This window comes from Streptomyces sp. NPDC055025 (genome assembly GCF_053608565.1).
The window spans coordinates 24,466-42,920 of the sequence record NZ_JBSGVS010000006.1; the positions used below are offsets into that span (position 1 = coordinate 24,466).

Genomic DNA, 18,455 nt, shown 5'->3' on the forward strand with positions numbered 1-18,455 from the left:
CCTCGGCGGACCTCAGAGGAGCGGCTTGAAGAAGTTGCGGTGCGTCGCCGCGTACCCGAGCGATTCGTAGAGCCGGATCGCCGGGGTGTTGCCCGCGAAGACATGGAGCCCGAGCAGTTCGGAACCGGCTTCCAGGGCGATCCCCTCGGCGTGCAGCATCAGCGCCCTGCCGTACCCCTTGCCGCGCAGGCCCTCCGTCACGGCCACGTCGTAGACATACGATCCGGGCCTGCCCGGCCGTACCTCGCGGGGCGCGACCCAGACATGGCCGACGACGCTTCCGTCGTGGACCAGGACATGCAGGGCGGCGCCGGGGGTGGCGAATCCGTCGGGCAGCAGTTCCCGGTGGCTGGCCTCCGCCTTGGCGCGGGCCTGCTCGGGCGGGGTGCCGCGGTCGATCCAGCTCCCCGCGTAGGTCTCGACGGCCCGCGCCTCCCAGGCCTCGTACTCCGGCTCGTTCATGGGACGGCCCGCCACGTCCCGGGGCAGGGCGGGTGGTTCCGGCGGGAGTTCCTTGTCCATGTTGCGGCTGCGTTCGACATAGCCGAGGGACTCCAGCATGCGCAGCGCGGCCACGGCGTCGGCCGGTACGGACGCCGTCACCTGGCCGCAGCCCCAGCCGCGCAGCACCTCTTCGGCCGCGAGCGCGGCGACGGTGGCACGGCCGCGCCGGCGGTCGGGCTCGTCGATGCGGAGCGCGCGGACGGTCCCGGCCGTATGGCCGAAGCCGGGATCCGTGGCGATCTCGATCGTCCCGACGGGGCGGCTGTTCACGCAGACCTCGTAGGAGCGTGACTTTCCGCCGTCGTCGGTCTGCTGGAGCGGCCCGGTCGGCCGCAGGGTGGTGGTCATCAGGGGAGTTGTACCCGTCGCGCGCGGTGGAGTCATCCGGTTTACGGACCGGAGATCCGGTTTACGGACCGAAGTCGCCGGTGGCCGGCCGGGCGGCCGGCCATCGCCGTCCCACCGGGCCGAGGCCGGGTCCGGTCGGCTCCGGGCTCAGGGGTCCAGGTCCGCCCCGGCGCGCTCCTCGAAGAGGCGCATCGCCTTGCTGGTCACCGGGCCCGGGGCGGTGGTGAGTTGACGGTCGTCGACACGGTGGACGGCCTGTACGTCACGCAGGGTCGAGGTCAGGAAGATCTCGTCCGCGCGCTCCAGGACGTCCAGCGGGAGATCGGTCTCACGCGCGCCCGCCCACTCGGCGGTCAGGGCGCGGGTGATACCGGCGAGACAGCCGGAGGCGAGGGGCGGGGTGTGCAGCTCGCCGTCGAGTACGACGAAGACATTGGAGCCCGTGCCCTCGCAGAGCGCCCCGACGGTGTTGGCGAAGAGCGCCTCGGAGGCGCCTCGTTCGTGCGCGCGGGCGAGCGCGACGACATTCTCGGCGTACGAGGTGGTCTTGAGCCCGGTCACCGCGCCGCGTTCGTTCCGTGTCCAGGGGACGGTGACGACGGCGGTGGTGTCGGGACGGCGCTCCGCCGCGCTCGCCGCGACGACCAGGGTGGGGCCCTCGTCGCCCCGGTCGGAGCCGAGCGGGGCGAGTCCGCCGGTGTAGGTGATCCTGAGCCGTCCCAGTTCCATGGGGTTGGCGTCGAGAACGGCCGTACAGGCGTGACGTACCTCGTCCGGATCGGGCTCGGCCAGCCCGAGACCGCGGGCCGAGCGGGCCAGCCGGTCCAGATGGCGGGTGAGGGCGAAGGGCCTGCCCTGGACGGCCTTGACCGTCTCGAAGACTCCGTCGCCCACGGTCAGTCCATGATCGAACACGGACACCCTGGCGGTTTCGGCCCTCAGCAGTCCGCCGTTGACCCAGATCCTCATCACGCGGTCCCTCCGGTCGCCTCGTACGCGCCCGACGCTATCGCGAGCAGTCTGGACGCCTTCAGTTCGGTCTCCTCCCACTCCCCCTCGGGGTCCGAGCCCCAGGTGATCCCGGCGCCCGCGCCGAAGCGCAGCACGGGTCCCGGTGCGGTGGCGCGGTCGATCCAGAACGTACGTATCCCCACGGCCAGGGCGCCGGTGCCGCGGTCCGCGTCGACCCAGCCGATCCCCCCGCAGTAGGGACCGCGCGGCGCCGTCTCCAGCTCCTCGATGATCTTCAGGGCGCTGGACTTGGGGGCGCCGGTGACCGAGCCGGGCGGGAAGGTGGCGGGGAGCAGATCCGGCCAGCCGGCCTTCTCCGCGAGTTCACCGCTCACGGTTGAGACGAGATGGACCAGTCCGGGGTGGGGCTCCACCGCGCAGAGGGCCGGAACGGTGACGGAGCCGGTGGCGCAGACACGGCCGAGGTCATTGCGGACGAGGTCCACGATCATCACGTTCTCGGCGTAGTCCTTCTCCAGCAGATCGGCGGCGGTGCGGCCGGTGCCCTTGATCGGGCCCGACTCGACGGTGCCGCCGTCGCGGCGCAGAAACAGCTCGGGCGAGGCGGTGGCGATCTCCACGCCATGGGCGGGCAGCCGGATCGTCCCGGCGTACGGGGCCGGGTTGTCGCGCGCGAGCAGCGACGTCAGCGCGTCGACATCGGAGGCCTCCGGATCGGGCAGCGGCGCGGAGAGAACACGGCAGAGGTTGACCTGATAGACGTCACCGGCCGCGATGTGCTCGCGGATACGCCGCACACCCCGGGTGTACGCGGTGTGATCGAGGGAGGACGTCCAGTCACCGGGGCGAGGCCCTAGCCACCGGCCCGGTACGGGGACGGGCACCGGTTCGGCCCGTACGTCGGCGAATCTGGCACAGGTGAGCCGGCCCTCGAAGTCCGCGGCGACGGCCCAGAAACCGGCGGATTCGAGCGCCTCCGGATCATGGGTGACATCCCGCAGACCAGTGGCGACGAGGGCGCCGAAGCGGGCCAGAGGAGCGAGGTCGTGCACGGTTGCGAGTCTAGAACAGGCTCCGTTGGACCGCTCGGGCCTGAACGCACGGCGAACGCACCGCAGCACGCTGCGGAAACGCGTTTTTGTGCTGGCCCCGGAATCCGCTAGAGTTCAACACGTCGCCGAGCCGTGCAGAGGGGCCCGGGAAACGACAGGCGGACGTGGCTCAGTTGGTAGAGCATCACCTTGCCAAGGTGAGGGTCGCGAGTTCGAATCTCGTCGTCCGCTCGATATGGGGGATTTACCCTTAGTCCCCATGCTCCTGGTGGAGTGGCCGAGAGGCGAGGCAACGGCCTGCAAAGCCGTCTACACGGGTTCAAATCCCGTCTCCACCTCCAAGGACGATTAGCTCAGCGGGAGAGCGCTTCCCTGACACGGAAGAGGTCACTGGTTCAATCCCAGTATCGTCCACTGGATCCTTTTGGATTCCCGCGCGATTAGCTCAGCGGGAGAGCGCTTCCCTGACACGGAAGAGGTCACTGGTTCAATCCCAGTATCGCGCACGCAGTTCGCACATGGCGGGATCGCATGATCGCGGCAGTGCGGCTGAGATGCGGAAAACGCAGGTTGACCTGCGCGATTAGCTCAGCGGGAGAGCGCTTCCCTGACACGGAAGAGGTCACTGGTTCAATCCCAGTATCGCGCACCACTCGGAGCCCCCGGTCGTCACGACGACCGGGGGCTCTGTCATGGTGCCTCCGGGTCTCAGGAGGAGAAGAGCATCCGTCCGAAGCTCTTCTGGCGGTGGTGACCGCCATGGTGACCGCCGTGGTGCGGGGCGCCCCAGGCGGGCGCGGGGGCGGCCGGATAGGCCTGCGGGGCCGGCGGCACGGGCGGGGCGGGCTGGGTCCACTGGGACTCCAGACGGGTCAGGGACTCCAGCTCGCCGTAGTCGAGGAAGATCCCCCGGCAGCCGCTGCACTGCTCTATCTGAACACCGTTGCGGTTGTAGGTATGCATCGCTGCATGGCACTTGGGACACTGCATCGTCGGCTCAGCTCCTCGCCGTTCGTCCGGCATCGCCGGAACACATGCCCGGCGACGGTCGGTTCAGCCTACGACGAGCGCGGGGGCTCCAACTCGGGAAGGAGCGAGGCGATCCGGCCACAGGCGTCGATCATCAGATGCTCGACCTCGTCGAGATCCCGCTCCTCCGCCACGGACTTGGCGATCGCGAGGGCGGCGGTCTGGACGGTGAGGGCGCGGGCGGGGACATCGAGCCGGGGCCACGGGTCGGGGTACGCGGCGGGGGCCGGGCCGGGATCCAGGCCGGGATCCGGATCGGCCGTGGCGGGTACGGCGGCCGTGGTGGGTACGGCGGCCGTGGTGGGTACGGCGGCCGTGGTGGGTACGGCGGGGCCGCGCGCGGCGCGGTAGGCGCCGAGGAAGCGCTGCCAGATCTCCGGCGGCAGCAGCCCGGCGGCGTACCAGGCGGCGGGGCGGGCCAAGTCCCAGGCGGGGTCGCCGATTCCGAGATCGTCCACGTCGATGAGCAGCCAGGGGCCGTCGGGTGCGGGGTGGCGTACGAGCTGGCCGAGATGGAGATCGCCGTGGCAGAGGGTGCCAGGCCCCGGCGAGGGTGCCTCGTCGCGCGCCCAGGCGGGAAGCCGCTCCCAGGCGCGCAGGACGAGACCGGCGGCGGGATGCGGTCCCGCGGCCCGCAGCCGCGCGACGGCGCGGGCGGCCTTGGCGGGCCCGCGCATGGGTGGCAGTGCGCCGGTCGTCCGGACGGCCGCCCTGATGGTCTCCAGCGGTACGGAGTGCAGCCGGGCGACAAGGCCGCCCGCCTGCTCCCAGGGCGCGGCGTCGGGGTCGGCCGGATCGACCGGGCTTCCGTAGGGCCACGCGGTGACGGGACGCCCCCGTACCGTCCCGGTATCCGCGGGCAACGGGGGCAATGGGGGCAGCAGGATGCCGGTGAGCCGTGGATGCGCGGCGACGGCGAGTCTGACGCGGTGGTCCGCGGGGTCCGTACCGTCCGCGTGTGCCTTGGCGACGGCTTTTCCGTGCCGTACGACAACCCCTTCGCCACGCTCGGCGAGCACGGCCTCCGTATGCCCGCAGGCGCGGCAGCGCGAGGGGTCCGACGCGGGACCCGCCACCGCGCCCGCCACCGGATCCGTCGTCGGATCCGTCGTCAGGTCCACCTCGGGATCCACCTCGGGATCCACCTCGGGATCCGCCGCGTGGGCGGCCCGGCGGGCGACGAGCCCGAGCGCTCGGACGACGGATACGGTCATGGCCCCCCTTTGCGATGAATTCCCCCGATGCGACGAATTCCCGCGAGAACCTTACGATCCGCGCCCGCCCGCCGAAAACGCCCCCGGGCCGCGGGCGGACTGCCTCGGGGCGTCGGCGCGGGTACGGGAAGGGGGCCGCGCGGGAAGGGCTGACGCGGCGCGCGTGGTGGGCGTACCGTAGCCCGGACAGCGCGATGGCCGGTCAGCTCCCCAGCTGACCGGCCAAACGCTGCCGTCCGCCGCACCCCCGTCCCCACGGGGTTGTTGGCCGGATGTCCCCGACCCGGGCCGCTCTCCCGGGTCCGGGGCGCCGCTCAGCGCCCCAGCATCACGCCCACGGACGACGCTTGTGCGACCACCGCGTCCCAGCCGCCGAAGACGACCACGAGCAGTGTCGCCAGAGGAAGGACCATGGCCGTCGCCACCAGGGGGTGGCGCGGGCCGGACCGGCTTCCGCCGAACGCGGCGAACGCCCTGCGTCCCTGCGCGCGGATCATTGCCCGCGGTGCCGTGCCCGCCATGGTCCCTCTCCTGTCTGTTCCGACAGCGGCGGGTGGCGACCTCGGGGGACGAGTGCCGCACCCACCGCTTGATCTCAACAGTAGGGAAGCGCCGGGCCCCGGTCGTCATGCCCGCGTACCCATTAGCGGGCCTCCCGGAGGATGAGCCTCCTGCCGCTGGAGTACTCCCCTGGGTGGAGAGGAGGCCTCAGGACTGGGGGTCTTCCCGGAGAGCGCGCTCCGAGGAGTCCTGCCGCGGCACCGGCTGCTCGACCAGCGCGAGCACCCGTGTGGCCATGAAACGGGCCGTCCGCACCACCGACCCGTTCCGGGTGACTTCGCTCACTTCCACCACGCCCCGGCGCACCGCCGTCTCCACCCGGCGGCCCGCCCTGCTCGCCACCACTTCATACGTACGAGTCGTGTCGCCCGCGTCCACGACTATCTCCACCCGGTCACCCTTCACGATCCAATCCCCCTTCTGCGACGGACCTTTGAGATCTCGCACGGGCCAGGAGGACTTGGGATCCGCCGTCCCCTGACCACTTCTCAAGTTTCCCACCCCGCACTGACAATCGGTCGGTCCACGAGGGCGCGGCCTATGAGCGCGCCGGGGCGCGGGTACGTAAGCTGTGCCACGTCACACGGACGACCGGGCAGCGGGGATGGACATGGCGATGATGCGGCTCCGGCGCGAGGACCCGCGTGTCGTCGGTTCGTTCCGGCTCCACCGGCGGCTGGGCGCCGGCGGGATGGGCGTTGTCTATCTGGGTTCCGACCGGCGCGGCCAGCGGGTCGCGCTGAAGGTGATCCGGCCGGACCTGGCGGAGGATCAGGAGTTCCGGTCGCGGTTCGCCCGCGAGGTCTCCGCGGCACGCCGGATCCGCGGCGGCTGTACGGCCCGGCTGGTGGCCGCGGACCTGGAGGCGGAACGGCCCTGGTTCGCCACCCAGTACGTGCCGGGCCCCTCCCTGCACGACAAGGTCGCCGAGGAGGGTCCGCTGCCGGCCGCCGAGGTGGCCTCCGTCGGCGCCGCCCTCTCCGAGGGCCTGGTGGCCGTGCACGAGGCCGGGGTCGTCCACCGTGACCTCAAGCCCTCGAACATCCTGCTCTCGCCCAAGGGCCCCCGCATCATCGACTTCGGTATCGCCTGGGCCACCGGCGCGAGCACGCTGACGCATGTCGGTACGGCGGTGGGTTCGCCCGGGTTCCTCGCGCCGGAACAGGTGCGGGGCGCCACGGTGACCCCGGCGACGGACGTGTTCTCGCTGGGGGCGACTCTCGCGTACGCCTCGACCGCCGACTCACCCTTCGGACACGGCAGTTCCGAGGTCATGCTCTACCGGGTGGTCCATGAGGAGGCGCATCTCCACGGGGTGCCCGACGCGCTCGCGCCGCTGCTGCGCGCCTGTCTCGCCAAGGACCCGGACGAGCGTCCCAGTACGCTCCAACTGTCGATGCGGCTCAAGGAGATCGCGGCCAGGGAGGCCCAGGGGCTCTCGGACAGCCGGCCGCCCACCCAGCGGGTGCGTGAGCGCGACGCGCAGGAGCTGCCGACGGGCCGGCTGACCGAGCGGTACACGGAGCGTCTGGTCGAACGGGGCTCCATGGGTGAACGCGGCTCCCAGAGCCGTACGGCGGGTGGCTCCGGTTCAGGCTCCGGCTCCGGCTCGTCCGTGTCCCGTTCCGGATCCCCGAGGTCCACGGGCTCGTCGCCGCGTACGGGGGGCTCCACGGGAGGCTCGTCGCCGCGTTCCGGAGGCCCTTCGGCCCGTAACGGCGGTTCCTCGTCACGTACCGGTGGTTCTTCGGCGCGTACGGGGGGCTCGCGCCCGCCGCAGCCGCGTGGCACCGGGCGTACGGGCGGCGGCCGTCAGCCGGCCGGCGGGCGCACCACCTCGGCCGGGCGGCGGCCCGCCAATCCGCGTCTGCTGCGGCAGCGGCTGATCGTCTTCGTCGTCGTGACGCTGATCGTCGCCCTCGGGATCGCGGCGGCGCAGCAGCTCTGATCCGGGTCAGGGTCCGGGCCGGGTCCGGGCTCGGGCGCGCGCCCGCTGTCCGGTCAGTTCCCCGGCCGGCCCGTCGTCACCGCGTAGAACGCGACCGCCGCGGCGGCGCCGACGTTCAGCGAGTCCACACCGTGCGCCATCGGGATACGGACCCACTCGTCGGCGGTGTCGAGCGCCCGCGCGGAGAGTCCTTCGCCCTCCGCGCCGAGCAGCAGCGCGACGCGCTCCAGCCGGTGCGGCGCGGCCTCGTCCATCGCGGACGCCCGCTCGTCGGGGGTGAGCGCCAGCACTCTGAAGCCCGCTTCCCGTACGGTGTCCAGCGACCGGGGCCAGCCGTCGAGCCGGGCGTACGGTACGGAGAACACCGCCCCCATGGAGACCTTCACCGAGCGCCGGTAGAGCGGATCGGCGCAGTCCGGGGAGAGCAGTACGGCGTCCATGCCGAGGGCCGCGGCGCTGCGGAAGATCGCACCGATGTTGGTGTGGTCGTTGACCGCCTCCATAACGGCGACGCGGCGGGCCGTACGGAGGACCTCGGCCACGGCGGGCAGCGGCTTGCGCGCCATGGAGGCGAGGGCGCCGCGGTGGACGTGGTAGCCGGTGACGCGCTCGGCGAGGCCGGGGCTCACCGTGTACACCGGGGCCGTGGCCGGGTCGATGACATCCCGCATGGTGTCGAGCCACTTGGCCGACAGCAGCATCGACCGCATCGTGTATCCGGCCTGCCCGGCCCGGCGGATGACCTTCTCGCCCTCGGCGATGAAGAGGCCTTCGGCGGGCTCGCGTCTGCGGCGCAGTTCGACATCGGTGAGATCCGTGTAGTCGCGCAGGCGCGGGTCGTCGGGATCGTCGATGGTGATGGGTTCAGCCACGGGGTGACACTGCCTTGTCCGATCGGGTTCGAGGGGTCGCGGGGATGGCGGGGCGCCGGAGGCGGCCGGCGACCGGCCGGGGCGCGGGAGGCGATCCGCGGGGGCGCGGGCCGGGTGGAGCGGCGTCGGAGAACGTCAGCGGCCGTCGCCGAGGGCCACGACCTCGCCGATGACGATGACGGCGGGAGGCCGTACCTCCTCGGTCCGTACGGTGTCCGCCACGGTCGCGAGCGTCGCGTCGACCCGTCGCTGGGACGCCGTGGTGCCCTCCTGGATCAGGGCGACGGGGGTGTCGGGTGCCTTGCCGTACGCGACGAGCGCCTCGGCGATGGCGCCGATCTTGTCGACGGCCATCAGCAGTACGAGCGTGCCGTGGAGCCGGGCGAGCGCGGCCCAGTCGACCAGTGAGCGGCCGTCGTCGGGGGCGACATGGCCGCTGACGACGGTGAACTCATGGGCGACGCCCCGATGGGTGACGGGGATGCCGACGGCGCCCGGCACGCTGATGGAGCTGGAGATCCCCGGCACGACCGTGCAGGCGATGCCCGCCTCGGCGAGCGCCTGGACCTCCTCCATGCCACGGCCGAAGACGAACGGGTCGCCGCCCTTGAGCCGGACCACGGCCTTGCCCGCCTTGGCGTGCTCGATCAGCGCGTCGTTGATGGCCTCCTGGGCCATGGCACGGCCGTACGGGATCTTCGCCGCGTCTATCACCTCGACGTGCGGGGGGAGTTCGTTCAGCAGGTCGCGGGGACCGAGGCGGTCGGCGATGACGACGTCCGCCTCGGCGAGCAGCCTGCGACCGCGCACGGTGATCAGATCGGGGTCTCCCGGGCCGCCGCCGACGAGGGCGACACCCGGGGTACGGGTGCGGTGGTGCGGGGCGGCGAGGGTGCCGTCGCGCAGGCCCTCGACGATGGCATCCCGTACGGCGGCGGAGCGGCGAGGGTCCCGTCCGGTCAGCACGGCGACGGTGACGCCCTCGCTGCGGCCGGTGGCGGGGGTCCAGGCGGTGGCGGCCTCCGCGTCGTCGCTGCGCACGCACCAGACGCGGTTGCGTTCGGCCTCGGCGGAGGCGGTGCGGTTGGCGACGGGGTCGCTGGAGGCGATGAGGGCGTACCAGGCGTCGGTGAGGTCGCCCTCCTCGTAGCGGCGGCGCTCCCAGCGGATCTCGCCAGCCTCCGCCATGGCCTCGACCGACGCCTTGGCGGAGGGCGAGACGAGCACGATGTCGGCGCCGGCCGCGATGAGCGCGGGCAGCCTGCGCTGCGCGACCTGTCCGCCGCCGACGACAACGACGCGCCGCCCGGACAGGCGGAGTCCGACGGGGTAGGCGGGGTGCTCGGCGTGCGGCGCGTGCTCGGCCATGTCGGTAGGGACTCCTCGGGGCGGGCGGGGCGGTGCGGTACCGCCACGGTGGCGGTGAAGCGGCTGGTGGGACGGGGTGCGGTCCCGGCGACCACCTTACGGGGAGGGGGCGTGGGGGTCACGGTCGGAGCGGGGTCCGTGGCCGGGGTCCTGTCTCCCGGCCCGCCTCCGGAGTGCGGGGCGGCACCGGATCCCGGGAGGCGGGGTGCGGTGCGGGCGGCTCCGGGCCGAACGGCTGGAGCCGCCCGGAAGGCCCGTACGGGCCGTACAGGCCTTGACGGGACATACCGGCGGATGCCGCCGCCATGCGCCGGAACGTACGGCTTGGCGCCGGAACGTATGGCCCCGGAGCCCGGTCGGGGCCGCCGGAGCCCGTCGGGACCCACTGCACCGTGCTGCCGGCCTTCCGGACGCGCGGAAGGGCGATACGGGTGCGCGGGACATGCGCGCGGGACGGGCGCGCGGGAGGAAAATCCCGCGCGCCCCGGCCGTCCGGCCCGGTCCCTGGCCGACTCGGTGCCGGGGACCGCCGGGGCGGGGCTCGCGCGCCTGTCCCGGTCCTACTTCTCCGTCACTCCCGCCGAGTCGAACGTCGCCACCTCGTGCATCGCTCGGGCCGCGCTCTGTACCACCGGGAGCGCCAGAAGGGCGCCCGTGCCCTCGCCGAGGCGCAGATCCAGGTCGACCAGGGGACGCAGGCCCAGTTTGTTGAGAGCCGCCACATGGCCCGGTTCGGCGCTGCGGTGGCCGGCGATGCAGGCGGCCAGGGCCTCCGGGGCGATCGCGCGGGCGACCAGGGCCGCCGCGCCCGCGCTGACACCGTCGAGGATCACCGGGGTGCGCAAGGACGCGCCGCCGAGGAGGAACCCGACCAGGGCCGCGTGCTCCAGACCGCCCACGGCGGCGAGGACGCCGACCGGGTCGGCCGGGTCCGGCTGGTGGAGTTCGAGGCCCCGGCGGACGACATCGACCTTGCGGGCGTGCATCTCGTCGTTGATGCCCGTACCCCGCCCGGTGACCTCCATCGGGTCCTGGCCGGTGTAGACACAGATCAGCGCGGCGGACACCGTCGTGTTGGCGATGCCCATCTCTCCGGTGAGCAGCCCCTTGTTGCCCGCCGCCACCAGATCACGCGCCGTCTCGATGCCGACCTCGATCGCGGCGAGCACATCCTCACGGCTCAGCGCGGGACCCGTCGTGAAGTCCGCCGTACCGGCCCGGACCTTACGGGGCAACAGCCCCGGCGTCGCCGGGAGTTCACCCGCGACGCCCACGTCGATCACACACACCTCCGCGCCCACCTGGTTGGCGAACGCGTTGCACACCGCGCCGCCGCCCAGGAAGTTGGCCACCATCTGGCCGGTGACCTCCTGGGGCCAGGGGGTCACGCCCTGCGCGTGCACTCCGTGGTCCCCCGCGAAGATCGCCACCGCCGCCGGCTCCGGGATCGGCGGCGGGCACAGCCGCGACAGACCGCTGAGCTGGGCCGAGATGATCTCCAGCATGCCGAGCGCGCCCGCGGGCTTCGTCATCCGCTTCTGCCGCTCCCACGCCTCCCCCAGCGCCTTGGCGTCCAGCGGGCGGATGCTCGCGATGGTCTCCTGGAGAAGATCGTGCGGCTCCTCGCCGGGCAGCGCCCTGCGGCCGTAGGTCTCCTCGTGGACGACCCAGGACAGCGGCCGGCGCTTGGACCAGCCCGCCTGCATCAGCTCGGGCTCCTCGGGAAACTCGTCGACGTATCCCACGCAGAGATACGCCACGACTTCGAGATGCTCGGGCAGACCCAGCGCGCGGACCATCTCGCGCTCGTCGAAGAAGCTGACCCAGCCGACGCCGAGCCCTTCCGCGCGGGCGGCGAGCCAGAGGTTCTCGACGGCGAGCGCCGAGGAGTACGGGGCCATCTGCGGCTGGGTGTGCCTGCCGAGGGTGTGCCGGCCGCCGCGCGTCGGGTCGGCGGTGACGACGATGTTCACCGGGGTGTCGAGGATGGCCTCGATCTTCAGTTCCTTGAACTGCTTCGCCCGGCCCTTGGGCAGCGACTTGGCGTACGCGTCACGCTGACGCTGCGCCAGCTCGTGCATGGAGCGCCGGGTCTCGGCGGAGCGGATGACGACGAAGTCCCAGGGCTGCGAGTGGCCGACGCTGGGCGCGGTGTGCGCGGCTTCCAGGACGCGGAGCAGCACCTCGTGCGGGACGGGGTCGGAGCGGAAGCCGTTCCTGATGTCGCGCCGTTCGCGCATCACCCGGAGCACGGCCTCGCGCTCGGCGTCGTCGAAGCCGGAGGCGGCGGCGGTGCCCTCCCGCGGGACGGGAACGGCTTCGGGCACGGCCTCGGCCTCGGGCACCGGCACGGCCTCCGCCTCAGGCGCCGGCTCGACTTCGGGCGCGGGTACGGGAGCGGGCACGACGGGCGCGGGTGCGGGCGCGGGTACAGCGACGACCGGTACGGGTGCGGGCGCGGCTTCGGCCTCTGGCGCGTATACGACCTCGGGCACGGCCACGGGCACGGGCTCCGGCTGGGGCTCGGGCTGGGGGTTCACCTCGGTCCCGACCTCGGACGCCTGGACGAAGTCGGGCTCGGGCTCCGGTGCGGTCTCGGGTACGGCCACGGGCTCCACCGCGGCCGACGGCTCTTCCGGTGCCTCAACCGTCCGCTGGACATGGACCGGCTCGTCGACCGTCTGCGGCTCCGCCATCACCGGCGCCAGCTCCGGCTCGGACACGGGCTCGGGCACGGCAGCGGGCTCCGGGGCCGGCTCGGCGGCGACAGCCTCGACCTCGACCTGAACCTCGGCTTCGGCCGTGGCCGGGACCTCGGCCGTGGCCGGCTCGGGTTCCGGCGCGGACCGCGGCTCGCTCGCCTGTTCCGCCACGGGCTCCTGTTCCGGTCGCGCCGGGGCCTCCGGCACGACCGTTTCTGCGCGCGCCTCGGGTACCGCCGGTACCGCCGCCGGTTCGGGACCCCACGGCGCCCCGGGCTGCGGCGGAATCTCGCCGAGCTGGGGCCCCGGCAGTACGGCCGGCTCCTCGCGCGGTACGTCCAGATACTCCGGACCCGTGGTGGGCGGTCCCTGGGTCTGGGCCCGGACGCGGACGGACTGGGTGGGCGTACCCGCCGGGCCCCGGTCCGCGAGCGAGCGCACGACACCGCCCGTCGGGTCGGGCACGGGCGGGCCCATGTGCAACGGACGGCGCGGCGGAGTCGGGGCCGCTACGGGCGGGGCGGTCGCCATGGGCGGCGGAATCCGTACCCCGCTGAGGTCCACCGAACCGGAATCCCGGCCACCGGCCTCATGCGCGCCCGGCTGGTGCAGATTCCGTCCCCGCCCGATGGAACCCTGCTGCGACTCCTGTGCCGACTCCCGCTGTGACGGCTCCTCCTCCGCTTCCCGGGGCGCCGACCGCGCCACGGCAACCGCCTCCGGATCTCCGGGAAGGACGGCGGGAACCTCCTGGACCGGCATGACGAACTCACCCGAGGCCGAGGAGGAGACAGCGGACGGGACAGAGTCAGCAGCAGAGGAAGCGGCATCAGCGGAAGCCTCGGCCACCGCGACCGGGCCCTTCGGCTGGTAGGCGTCCGGCGCCGGCACAGGCTGCTCCGCGGGCTCCGCCGGCGCCTCGGTCCGCACCGGCGCCTCCGTCCGCATCTGCGTCTGCACCTGAGCCTGTGCCTCCGTCTGGACCGGGGGCTGTGCCGGAACCCCGGCCTGGACCTGTGACACCGGCTCCGCCATCGGTGCCGGCCGTTCTATGGGAGGCGCCTGCTGCTGGACCGGCATCGGCTCGGGAACGGCATACCCCTGCGGACCGGCGAACTGCGCCGGACCGAATCCCTCGGCCATCCCGGGCACCGCGGGCACCGCGGGCACGGCGAACCCCGGGTGCCCGGTGAACCCCTCGTGCCCGGCGAACCCCTCAGGTCCGGGATATCCCATGGGCGCGGCGTACCCGTCCGGCGCGGCATAGACGGCGGGCGCCTCCGCCGGTACCACCTGGGGATCGCTCCACCCCCCCTGCGCGCTCGGCATCAGCAGCAGATCTTCTTCCTCGGTGACGGGCTCGGAGGGGTCCAGGTAGGTGTACGCGCCGGGAGCGGGGATGCCCGGCTGCTCCACCATGCCTGCGTTCTCCGGCAGTCCCTCGCCCAGGACCTGGCCGGTGTCAGTCATGCGTACCCCTCGCCCATAGGTTGTGCTCCTTCGGCCCTGCACCCGGGGCGCCCGATCCGCGGCGCTCCGGCACCCGTCAGGAACAACGAGCGTGAGCGCCGCGCGGCACGAACGGCGCGCGGTCACCCCGAAGTCTCGCGGCTTCGCGCGGCCTTTCGCAGCCGTGGCGGTGGATCCGCCCCGGCCCGCTGTGGACAGCGCCACGTCGCGCGTCCCCCCAGTGTCGCTGTACCACATGAGGGTCCAAAACGGGCCCCTTTTCCGGACATTGACTAACGAAGTGACGAACGCCCGGCTGCGGTACAACGATCGGCCAGCCTACCGCGCGCGGCGCCGGAACAGGGTCAGGGGGCGCTGTCCGGACGCTGTCCGGAGACCAGGAAAACCACGGAGCGCTCCCGCTCCGTCCACGCGCCCGTGTCGAGGTCGACGGACTGGAGGAGCACGCACTCGACCTCATATCCGCCCCCCGCGAGGGCAGTTCCCACGGCCTCGGCCTCGTCGCGGGTGGCCGCGTGGGTGACGATGCGCTCCGGCCTGCGGTCGGCGCACGCGGTGACCACATCGATACCGCCGCCGCCGATCCGTACGACATCGGGCTCCGGCAGCCGTTCGAGCACCTGGGGCGCCCGGCCCTGGACGACCTGCATCTGAACGCCCGCGCGACGGGCCGCCGCCGCCGTACTGGCACAGGCTCCCGGCTCGTCGTCGACGGCGATCACGGCCGCGCCGAAGCGGGCGGCCTCGGCGGCGAGCGCTCCGCTGCCGGAGCCGATGTCCCAGATCAGATCACCGGTACGGGCGCCCAGCCGGGCCAGTTGGGCGGCGCGCAGCCAGGTCGACTCGCCCTCGTCCAGTTCGATGCCGTACTCCGCGGTGGGCAGGGCCCAGCCGCGGCCGGCCGGCGGATAGCCGGGGTCGCGTCCGGCGATCCAGCCGCCGGTCGGCGCGACCGCGGTGCCGACCCCGCCGATGACGATCACCACATTGGGGTCGCGCCAGACATGGTCGGCGGCCTTGTCCGAGGTGAGGACGCTCACCTGCTCCCGGTCGGTGCCCAGTTCCTCGCAGATGACGAAGGTGCGGTGGACGCCGTCGAGGAGCAGGGCCAGTTCGGCCGGCCCCGCGCCCGGGGAGGTGAGGACGGCGACCTTGGTGTGCGCCCGGCAGACATTGACGGCGCGGCGGAGCGTACGGCGGTGGGCGACGACGATCTGGGCGTCGTCCCAGGCCATCCCGGCGCGTGCGAAGGCACCGGCCACGGAGGAGACCGCGGGGACGACTTCGACCTCCAGACCGTGTTCGGGCGCGCGGAGCGTCCGTACGACACCGAAGAAGCCCGGATCCCCGTCGGCGAGGACCACGGCGCTGCCGCGGTGCCCGGCGATCCTGCGGGCCGCGAGATCCATGGAGCCGAGCCGGATGCGTTCGGCGTCGGGCGGCACCTCGGGGAGAGCGAGATGGTGGGCGGCTCCGGCCACCAGTGTGGCGGCCGAGAGGGCGGCCCCGGCAGCAGCGGTGAGCGGCGAGCCGTCCCAGCCGATCACCGTGACGCGGTCGGCCATCGTCGTCAGTCTCCCCGGAGTCGTCGCTTGGTCGAGTGGTCGCGTGGTCGTGCGTGGAGCGGATGGACCGATACGGGCACTTCGGCCGCCCGTGGCCATGGGCACCACGAGGCACGGTGAGAGTACCTGGCCAGGAAGGAAGACCGCCGGGCGGTGGGCCGGAACATCCGGGGGGCCGGGCGCCGCCGCCGTGAGTCCCCGCCGCCACAAGTCCCCGCCGCTGTGCGTCCCCCGCCGCCGTCAGTTCCAGTCGATGAAGGAGGCGTAGCCGCCCGCGTCGGCCATCTGCTCGGCCACGCCTTCGAGATCCTCGGGCAGCAGACCCCAGACGATCAGATCGGTACGGATATCGGTCCAGCCGCCGTCCTCGGTCTGGGTACGCGCTATCCAGGCATTGCGCAGCACACCCTCGCTGATGCAGCCGATCTTCTGCGCGACCTGCTGCGAGGCGGTGTTGTCGGCGGGGGTCCGCACCTCGATGCGCTCGAACTTCTGGTCCCGGAAGAGCCACTGCGCGACCGCGAGCGCCGATTCCGTGGCGTATCCCTCACCGCGGGCCCAGGGGGCGGTCACATAGGCCATCTCGGTGGAGAGCGCGTGCCAATTGGTTCTGCGCAGCCGCACGATGCCGACGAGCCGCTGCGTGAGGAACTCGGTGACGGCGAAGGCGATTCCGCGCCCCGCCACGCGTTCGGCGGGGGCGATACTGGCGACCCACTGGTCGGCGTCCTCGCGCGTATACGGATGAGGCACGGGCGTCCACGCCGTGATCAGTTCGTCGTTCATCATTTCGATGTGGGCCGGGATGTCCGCCGCCTCGAAGGCGCGCAGCACCAACCGCTCCGTGCTGATGGAAACGTCCGGAAAGGTGGTAGTCATGCGCAGCTCCATGCCTCAGTCCGTCGTAAATGCACAGCATGCAGCATCGGATGGGGATGCGCATGGCCGGGTCCGGGTGGATGCGTGGGCCCCGCGTACGTAAGGCGTACGCGGGGCCCGCACCGAAGGACTCGGAGACAAGAACGTTACTGCTCCGGCCACTTGGGCGGCACACCGACCGCCCGGAAGCCGCCGGGGACTACTGGACGGCGCCGAAGGCGGGCACGACCGAGCCGTCGTAGGTGTCCTCGATGAACTTCTTGACCTCGGGCGTGTTCAGGAGCTCCGCGAGCTTCTGCACCCGGGGGTCCTTCTCGTTGCCGCGCTTGACGGCGAGGAAGTTGGCGTACGGGTTGCCCTCGGACTTCTCCAGGGCGAGCGCGTCCTGAGCGGGCTTGAGGTCGGCCTCAAGGGCGTAGTTGCCGTTGATGACGGCGGCGTCGACATCATTGAGGGCGCGGGGCAGGGTGGCGGCCTCCAGTTCCTTGAACTCGATGCCCTTGGCGTCCTTGATGTCCGAGAGATTGGCGTCGATTCCCGCGCCGTCCTTGAGCGTGATCACACCGTTGTCCGCGAGCAGCTTCAGCGAGCGGCCCTCATTGGTGGTGTCATTCGGAATGGCGATGCTCTGACCGGACTTGATGCCCTTGAGATCGTCGATCTTGTTGGAGTAGAGACCGAGCGGTTCCAGATGGACATTGACGACGGGCACGATGTCGGTGCCGTTCTTCTTGTTGAAGTCGTCCAGATAGGGCTTGTGCTGGAAGAAGTTGGCGTCGACCTCGCCGCTCTGGGTCGCGGTGTTCGGCAGGACGTAGTCCGTGAACTCCTTGACCTCCAGCTTGAGGCCCGCCTTCGCCGCCAGATTGTCCTTGATGAAGTTCAGGATGTCGGCGTGCGGTACGGGGGACGCGGCGACGAGCAGCGCCTTGGACGTGTCGGCCGAGGCACCGGAGCCGGCCTTGTCCGAGGAGCCCGGGTCGGAGGAGGTGCCGCAGGCGCTGAGGCCCAGGGCGAGGACGGCGGTGACGGCGGCTGCCGCGGTGAACTTGGCGGTGGTACGCACGAAGAGTGCCTCTTTCCGTGATACGGGTGTCGGTGTCGGGGCCCGGACAAGGAGTACGGGCCATGAGCGGTCGCTCCGGGAAAAAACTCAGGGGGCTCGGGTCGGACTTCGGGCCCGAGCACAGGTGCGTGAGTGGGTGCGGGTGCGGGGTGCGGGTACGAGGGTGCGGGTGCGGGGTGCGGGGTGCGGCGGCTCAGGAGGCCGTACGGCCCCGGCGCGCCAGCAGCCGTACGACGCCGTCGCCGAGGAGCTGTACGGCGGTGACGATCACGATCAGGACCACGACCGTGGCCACCATGAAGCCGTTCTCGAAGCGCTGGAATCCGTAGGTGACGGCCTTGGATCCCAGGCCCTCGCCACCGACCGCGCCGGCCATGGCCGAGTAGCCGATGAGGGCGATGACGGTGGTGGTGACGCCGGCGACCAGCGAGGGCAGGGCCTGCGGCAGCAGCACCTTGCGGACGATGGTCGGCACGGAGCCGCCCATCGCCTGGACGGCCTCGACCAGTCCGTGGTCGACCTCACGGATGGCGGTCTCCACGAGGCGCGCGAAGAACGGGATGGCACCGATCGCGAGCGGCACGATCATCGCGGTGGGCCCGATGAAGGTGCCGATGACCAGCGTGGTGAACGGGATCAGCGCGATCAGCAGGATGATGAACGGCAGTGAGCGGCCTATGTTCACGATCACGCCGACGGTCTTGTTCACCGGGGCGTTCTGGAGCAGTCCGCCCTTGTCGGTGAGGACGAGCAGAACACCGAGGGGCAGTCCGCCGACGACGGTGACGAGCGCGGACCAGAGCACCATGTAGAGGGTGTCGAGGGACCCCTGGATGAGCAGCGGCTGCATCTCCGACCAGGTCACTTGACATCTTCTTTCACCAGTGCGGGCGTCTCGCCCTCGG

General features: G+C 72.2%; 15 protein-coding genes and 5 tRNA genes. 6 read left to right on the plus strand and 14 right to left on the minus strand.

Annotated elements, in window-relative coordinates; translation table 11 throughout:
• Window positions 1-12: 12 nt before the first annotated feature.
• From ACWGDX_RS05690 to ACWGDX_RS05700, 3 genes are all read right to left on the minus strand, one after another.
• Window positions 13-852, minus strand: a complete 840-nt coding sequence (locus ACWGDX_RS05690) for a GNAT family N-acetyltransferase (RefSeq protein WP_453622583.1) — start codon at window positions 850-852, stop codon at window positions 13-15.
• A 147-nt stretch (window positions 853-999) separates the two neighbouring features.
• Entirely contained in the window at window positions 1,000-1,821 is an 822-nt protein-coding gene (locus ACWGDX_RS05695; protein ID WP_453622585.1) for an aminotransferase class IV, read from the minus strand.
• Window positions 1,821-2,876, minus strand: a complete 1,056-nt coding sequence (locus tag ACWGDX_RS05700) for a chorismate-binding protein (protein ID WP_453622587.1) — start codon at window positions 2,874-2,876, stop codon at window positions 1,821-1,823. The genes ACWGDX_RS05695 and ACWGDX_RS05700 overlap by 1 nt, the downstream gene beginning before the upstream one ends.
• Before the next feature lie 158 nt (window positions 2,877-3,034).
• Here ACWGDX_RS05700 and ACWGDX_RS05705 point away from each other — a divergent pair.
• The 5 genes from ACWGDX_RS05705 to ACWGDX_RS05725 all read left to right on the plus strand — a co-directional run bounded on the left by ACWGDX_RS05705 (window position 3,035) and on the right by ACWGDX_RS05725 (window position 3,528).
• Window positions 3,035-3,107: transfer RNA gene (locus tag ACWGDX_RS05705), tRNA-Gly, on the plus strand.
• A gap of 36 nt (window positions 3,108-3,143) precedes the next feature.
• A tRNA-Cys gene (locus tag ACWGDX_RS05710) sits at window positions 3,144-3,217 on the plus strand.
• A gap of 1 nt (window position 3,218) precedes the next feature.
• Window positions 3,219-3,290 (plus strand) — tRNA-Val (locus ACWGDX_RS05715).
• Window positions 3,291-3,310: 20 nt separating this feature from the next.
• Window positions 3,311-3,382, plus strand: a tRNA-Val gene (locus tag ACWGDX_RS05720).
• A gap of 71 nt (window positions 3,383-3,453) precedes the next feature.
• Window positions 3,454-3,528 (plus strand) — tRNA-Val (locus tag ACWGDX_RS05725).
• Between the two features lie 56 nt (window positions 3,529-3,584).
• Here the strand turns inward: ACWGDX_RS05725 and ACWGDX_RS05730 are convergent.
• From ACWGDX_RS05730 to ACWGDX_RS05745, 4 genes are all read right to left on the minus strand, one after another.
• On the minus strand, window positions 3,585-3,866 hold the full coding sequence (locus tag ACWGDX_RS05730) for a TFIIB-type zinc ribbon-containing protein (RefSeq protein WP_363085348.1): 282 nt from the start codon (window positions 3,864-3,866) through the stop codon (window positions 3,585-3,587).
• Window positions 3,867-3,934: 68 nt separating this feature from the next.
• On the minus strand, window positions 3,935-5,119 hold the full coding sequence (locus tag ACWGDX_RS05735; protein WP_453622590.1) for a phosphotransferase: 1,185 nt from the start codon (window positions 5,117-5,119) through the stop codon (window positions 3,935-3,937).
• Window positions 5,120-5,433: 314 nt separating this feature from the next.
• Window positions 5,434-5,640 carry a hypothetical protein gene (locus ACWGDX_RS05740; protein WP_453622592.1) on the minus strand — a complete coding sequence of 69 codons (207 nt, stop codon included), beginning with the start codon at window positions 5,638-5,640 and terminating at the stop codon, window positions 5,434-5,436.
• A gap of 187 nt (window positions 5,641-5,827) precedes the next feature.
• Window positions 5,828-6,085: a hypothetical protein gene (locus ACWGDX_RS05745; protein WP_363085305.1), complete on the minus strand. Its 258-nt coding sequence runs from the start codon at window positions 6,083-6,085 to the stop codon at window positions 5,828-5,830.
• Between the two features lie 199 nt (window positions 6,086-6,284).
• Between ACWGDX_RS05745 and ACWGDX_RS05750 the strand changes: the two genes are divergently transcribed.
• Window positions 6,285-7,628 carry a serine/threonine-protein kinase gene (locus ACWGDX_RS05750; protein WP_453622800.1) on the plus strand — a complete coding sequence of 448 codons (1,344 nt, stop codon included), beginning with the start codon at window positions 6,285-6,287 and terminating at the stop codon, window positions 7,626-7,628.
• Between the two features lie 53 nt (window positions 7,629-7,681).
• Here ACWGDX_RS05750 and ACWGDX_RS05755 read toward each other — a convergent pair whose 3' ends face one another.
• From ACWGDX_RS05755 to ACWGDX_RS05785, 7 genes are all read right to left on the minus strand, one after another.
• A complete protein-coding gene (locus ACWGDX_RS05755) occupies window positions 7,682-8,500 on the minus strand; it encodes a TrmH family RNA methyltransferase (RefSeq protein WP_453622594.1) in 819 nt (272 codons plus the stop codon).
• A 135-nt stretch (window positions 8,501-8,635) separates the two neighbouring features.
• Window positions 8,636-9,868, minus strand: a complete 1,233-nt coding sequence (gene cobA, locus ACWGDX_RS05760; protein WP_453622596.1) for a uroporphyrinogen-III C-methyltransferase — start codon at window positions 9,866-9,868, stop codon at window positions 8,636-8,638.
• Between the two features lie 560 nt (window positions 9,869-10,428).
• Complete coding sequence (gene cobT, locus ACWGDX_RS05765; RefSeq protein WP_453622598.1) at window positions 10,429-14,040, minus strand: nicotinate-nucleotide--dimethylbenzimidazole phosphoribosyltransferase; 3,612 nt, start codon at window positions 14,038-14,040, stop codon at window positions 10,429-10,431.
• A 344-nt stretch (window positions 14,041-14,384) separates the two neighbouring features.
• Window positions 14,385-15,605, minus strand: coding sequence for a precorrin-6y C5,15-methyltransferase (decarboxylating) subunit CbiE (gene cbiE, locus ACWGDX_RS05770; RefSeq protein WP_453622600.1), 1,221 nt, complete (start codon window positions 15,603-15,605; stop codon window positions 14,385-14,387).
• A 240-nt stretch (window positions 15,606-15,845) separates the two neighbouring features.
• Window positions 15,846-16,484 carry a GNAT family N-acetyltransferase gene (locus ACWGDX_RS05775; protein WP_453622602.1) on the minus strand — a complete coding sequence of 213 codons (639 nt, stop codon included), beginning with the start codon at window positions 16,482-16,484 and terminating at the stop codon, window positions 15,846-15,848.
• Window positions 16,485-16,683: 199 nt separating this feature from the next.
• On the minus strand, window positions 16,684-17,550 hold the full coding sequence (locus ACWGDX_RS05780) for a MetQ/NlpA family ABC transporter substrate-binding protein (RefSeq protein ID WP_365900534.1): 867 nt from the start codon (window positions 17,548-17,550) through the stop codon (window positions 16,684-16,686).
• Window positions 17,551-17,743: 193 nt separating this feature from the next.
• The gene (locus ACWGDX_RS05785; protein ID WP_453622604.1) at window positions 17,744-18,415 is read right to left on the minus strand and encodes a methionine ABC transporter permease; all 672 of its coding nucleotides are present in this window, start codon (window positions 18,413-18,415) and stop codon (window positions 17,744-17,746) included.
• Between the last annotated feature and the right edge of the window lie 40 nt (window positions 18,416-18,455).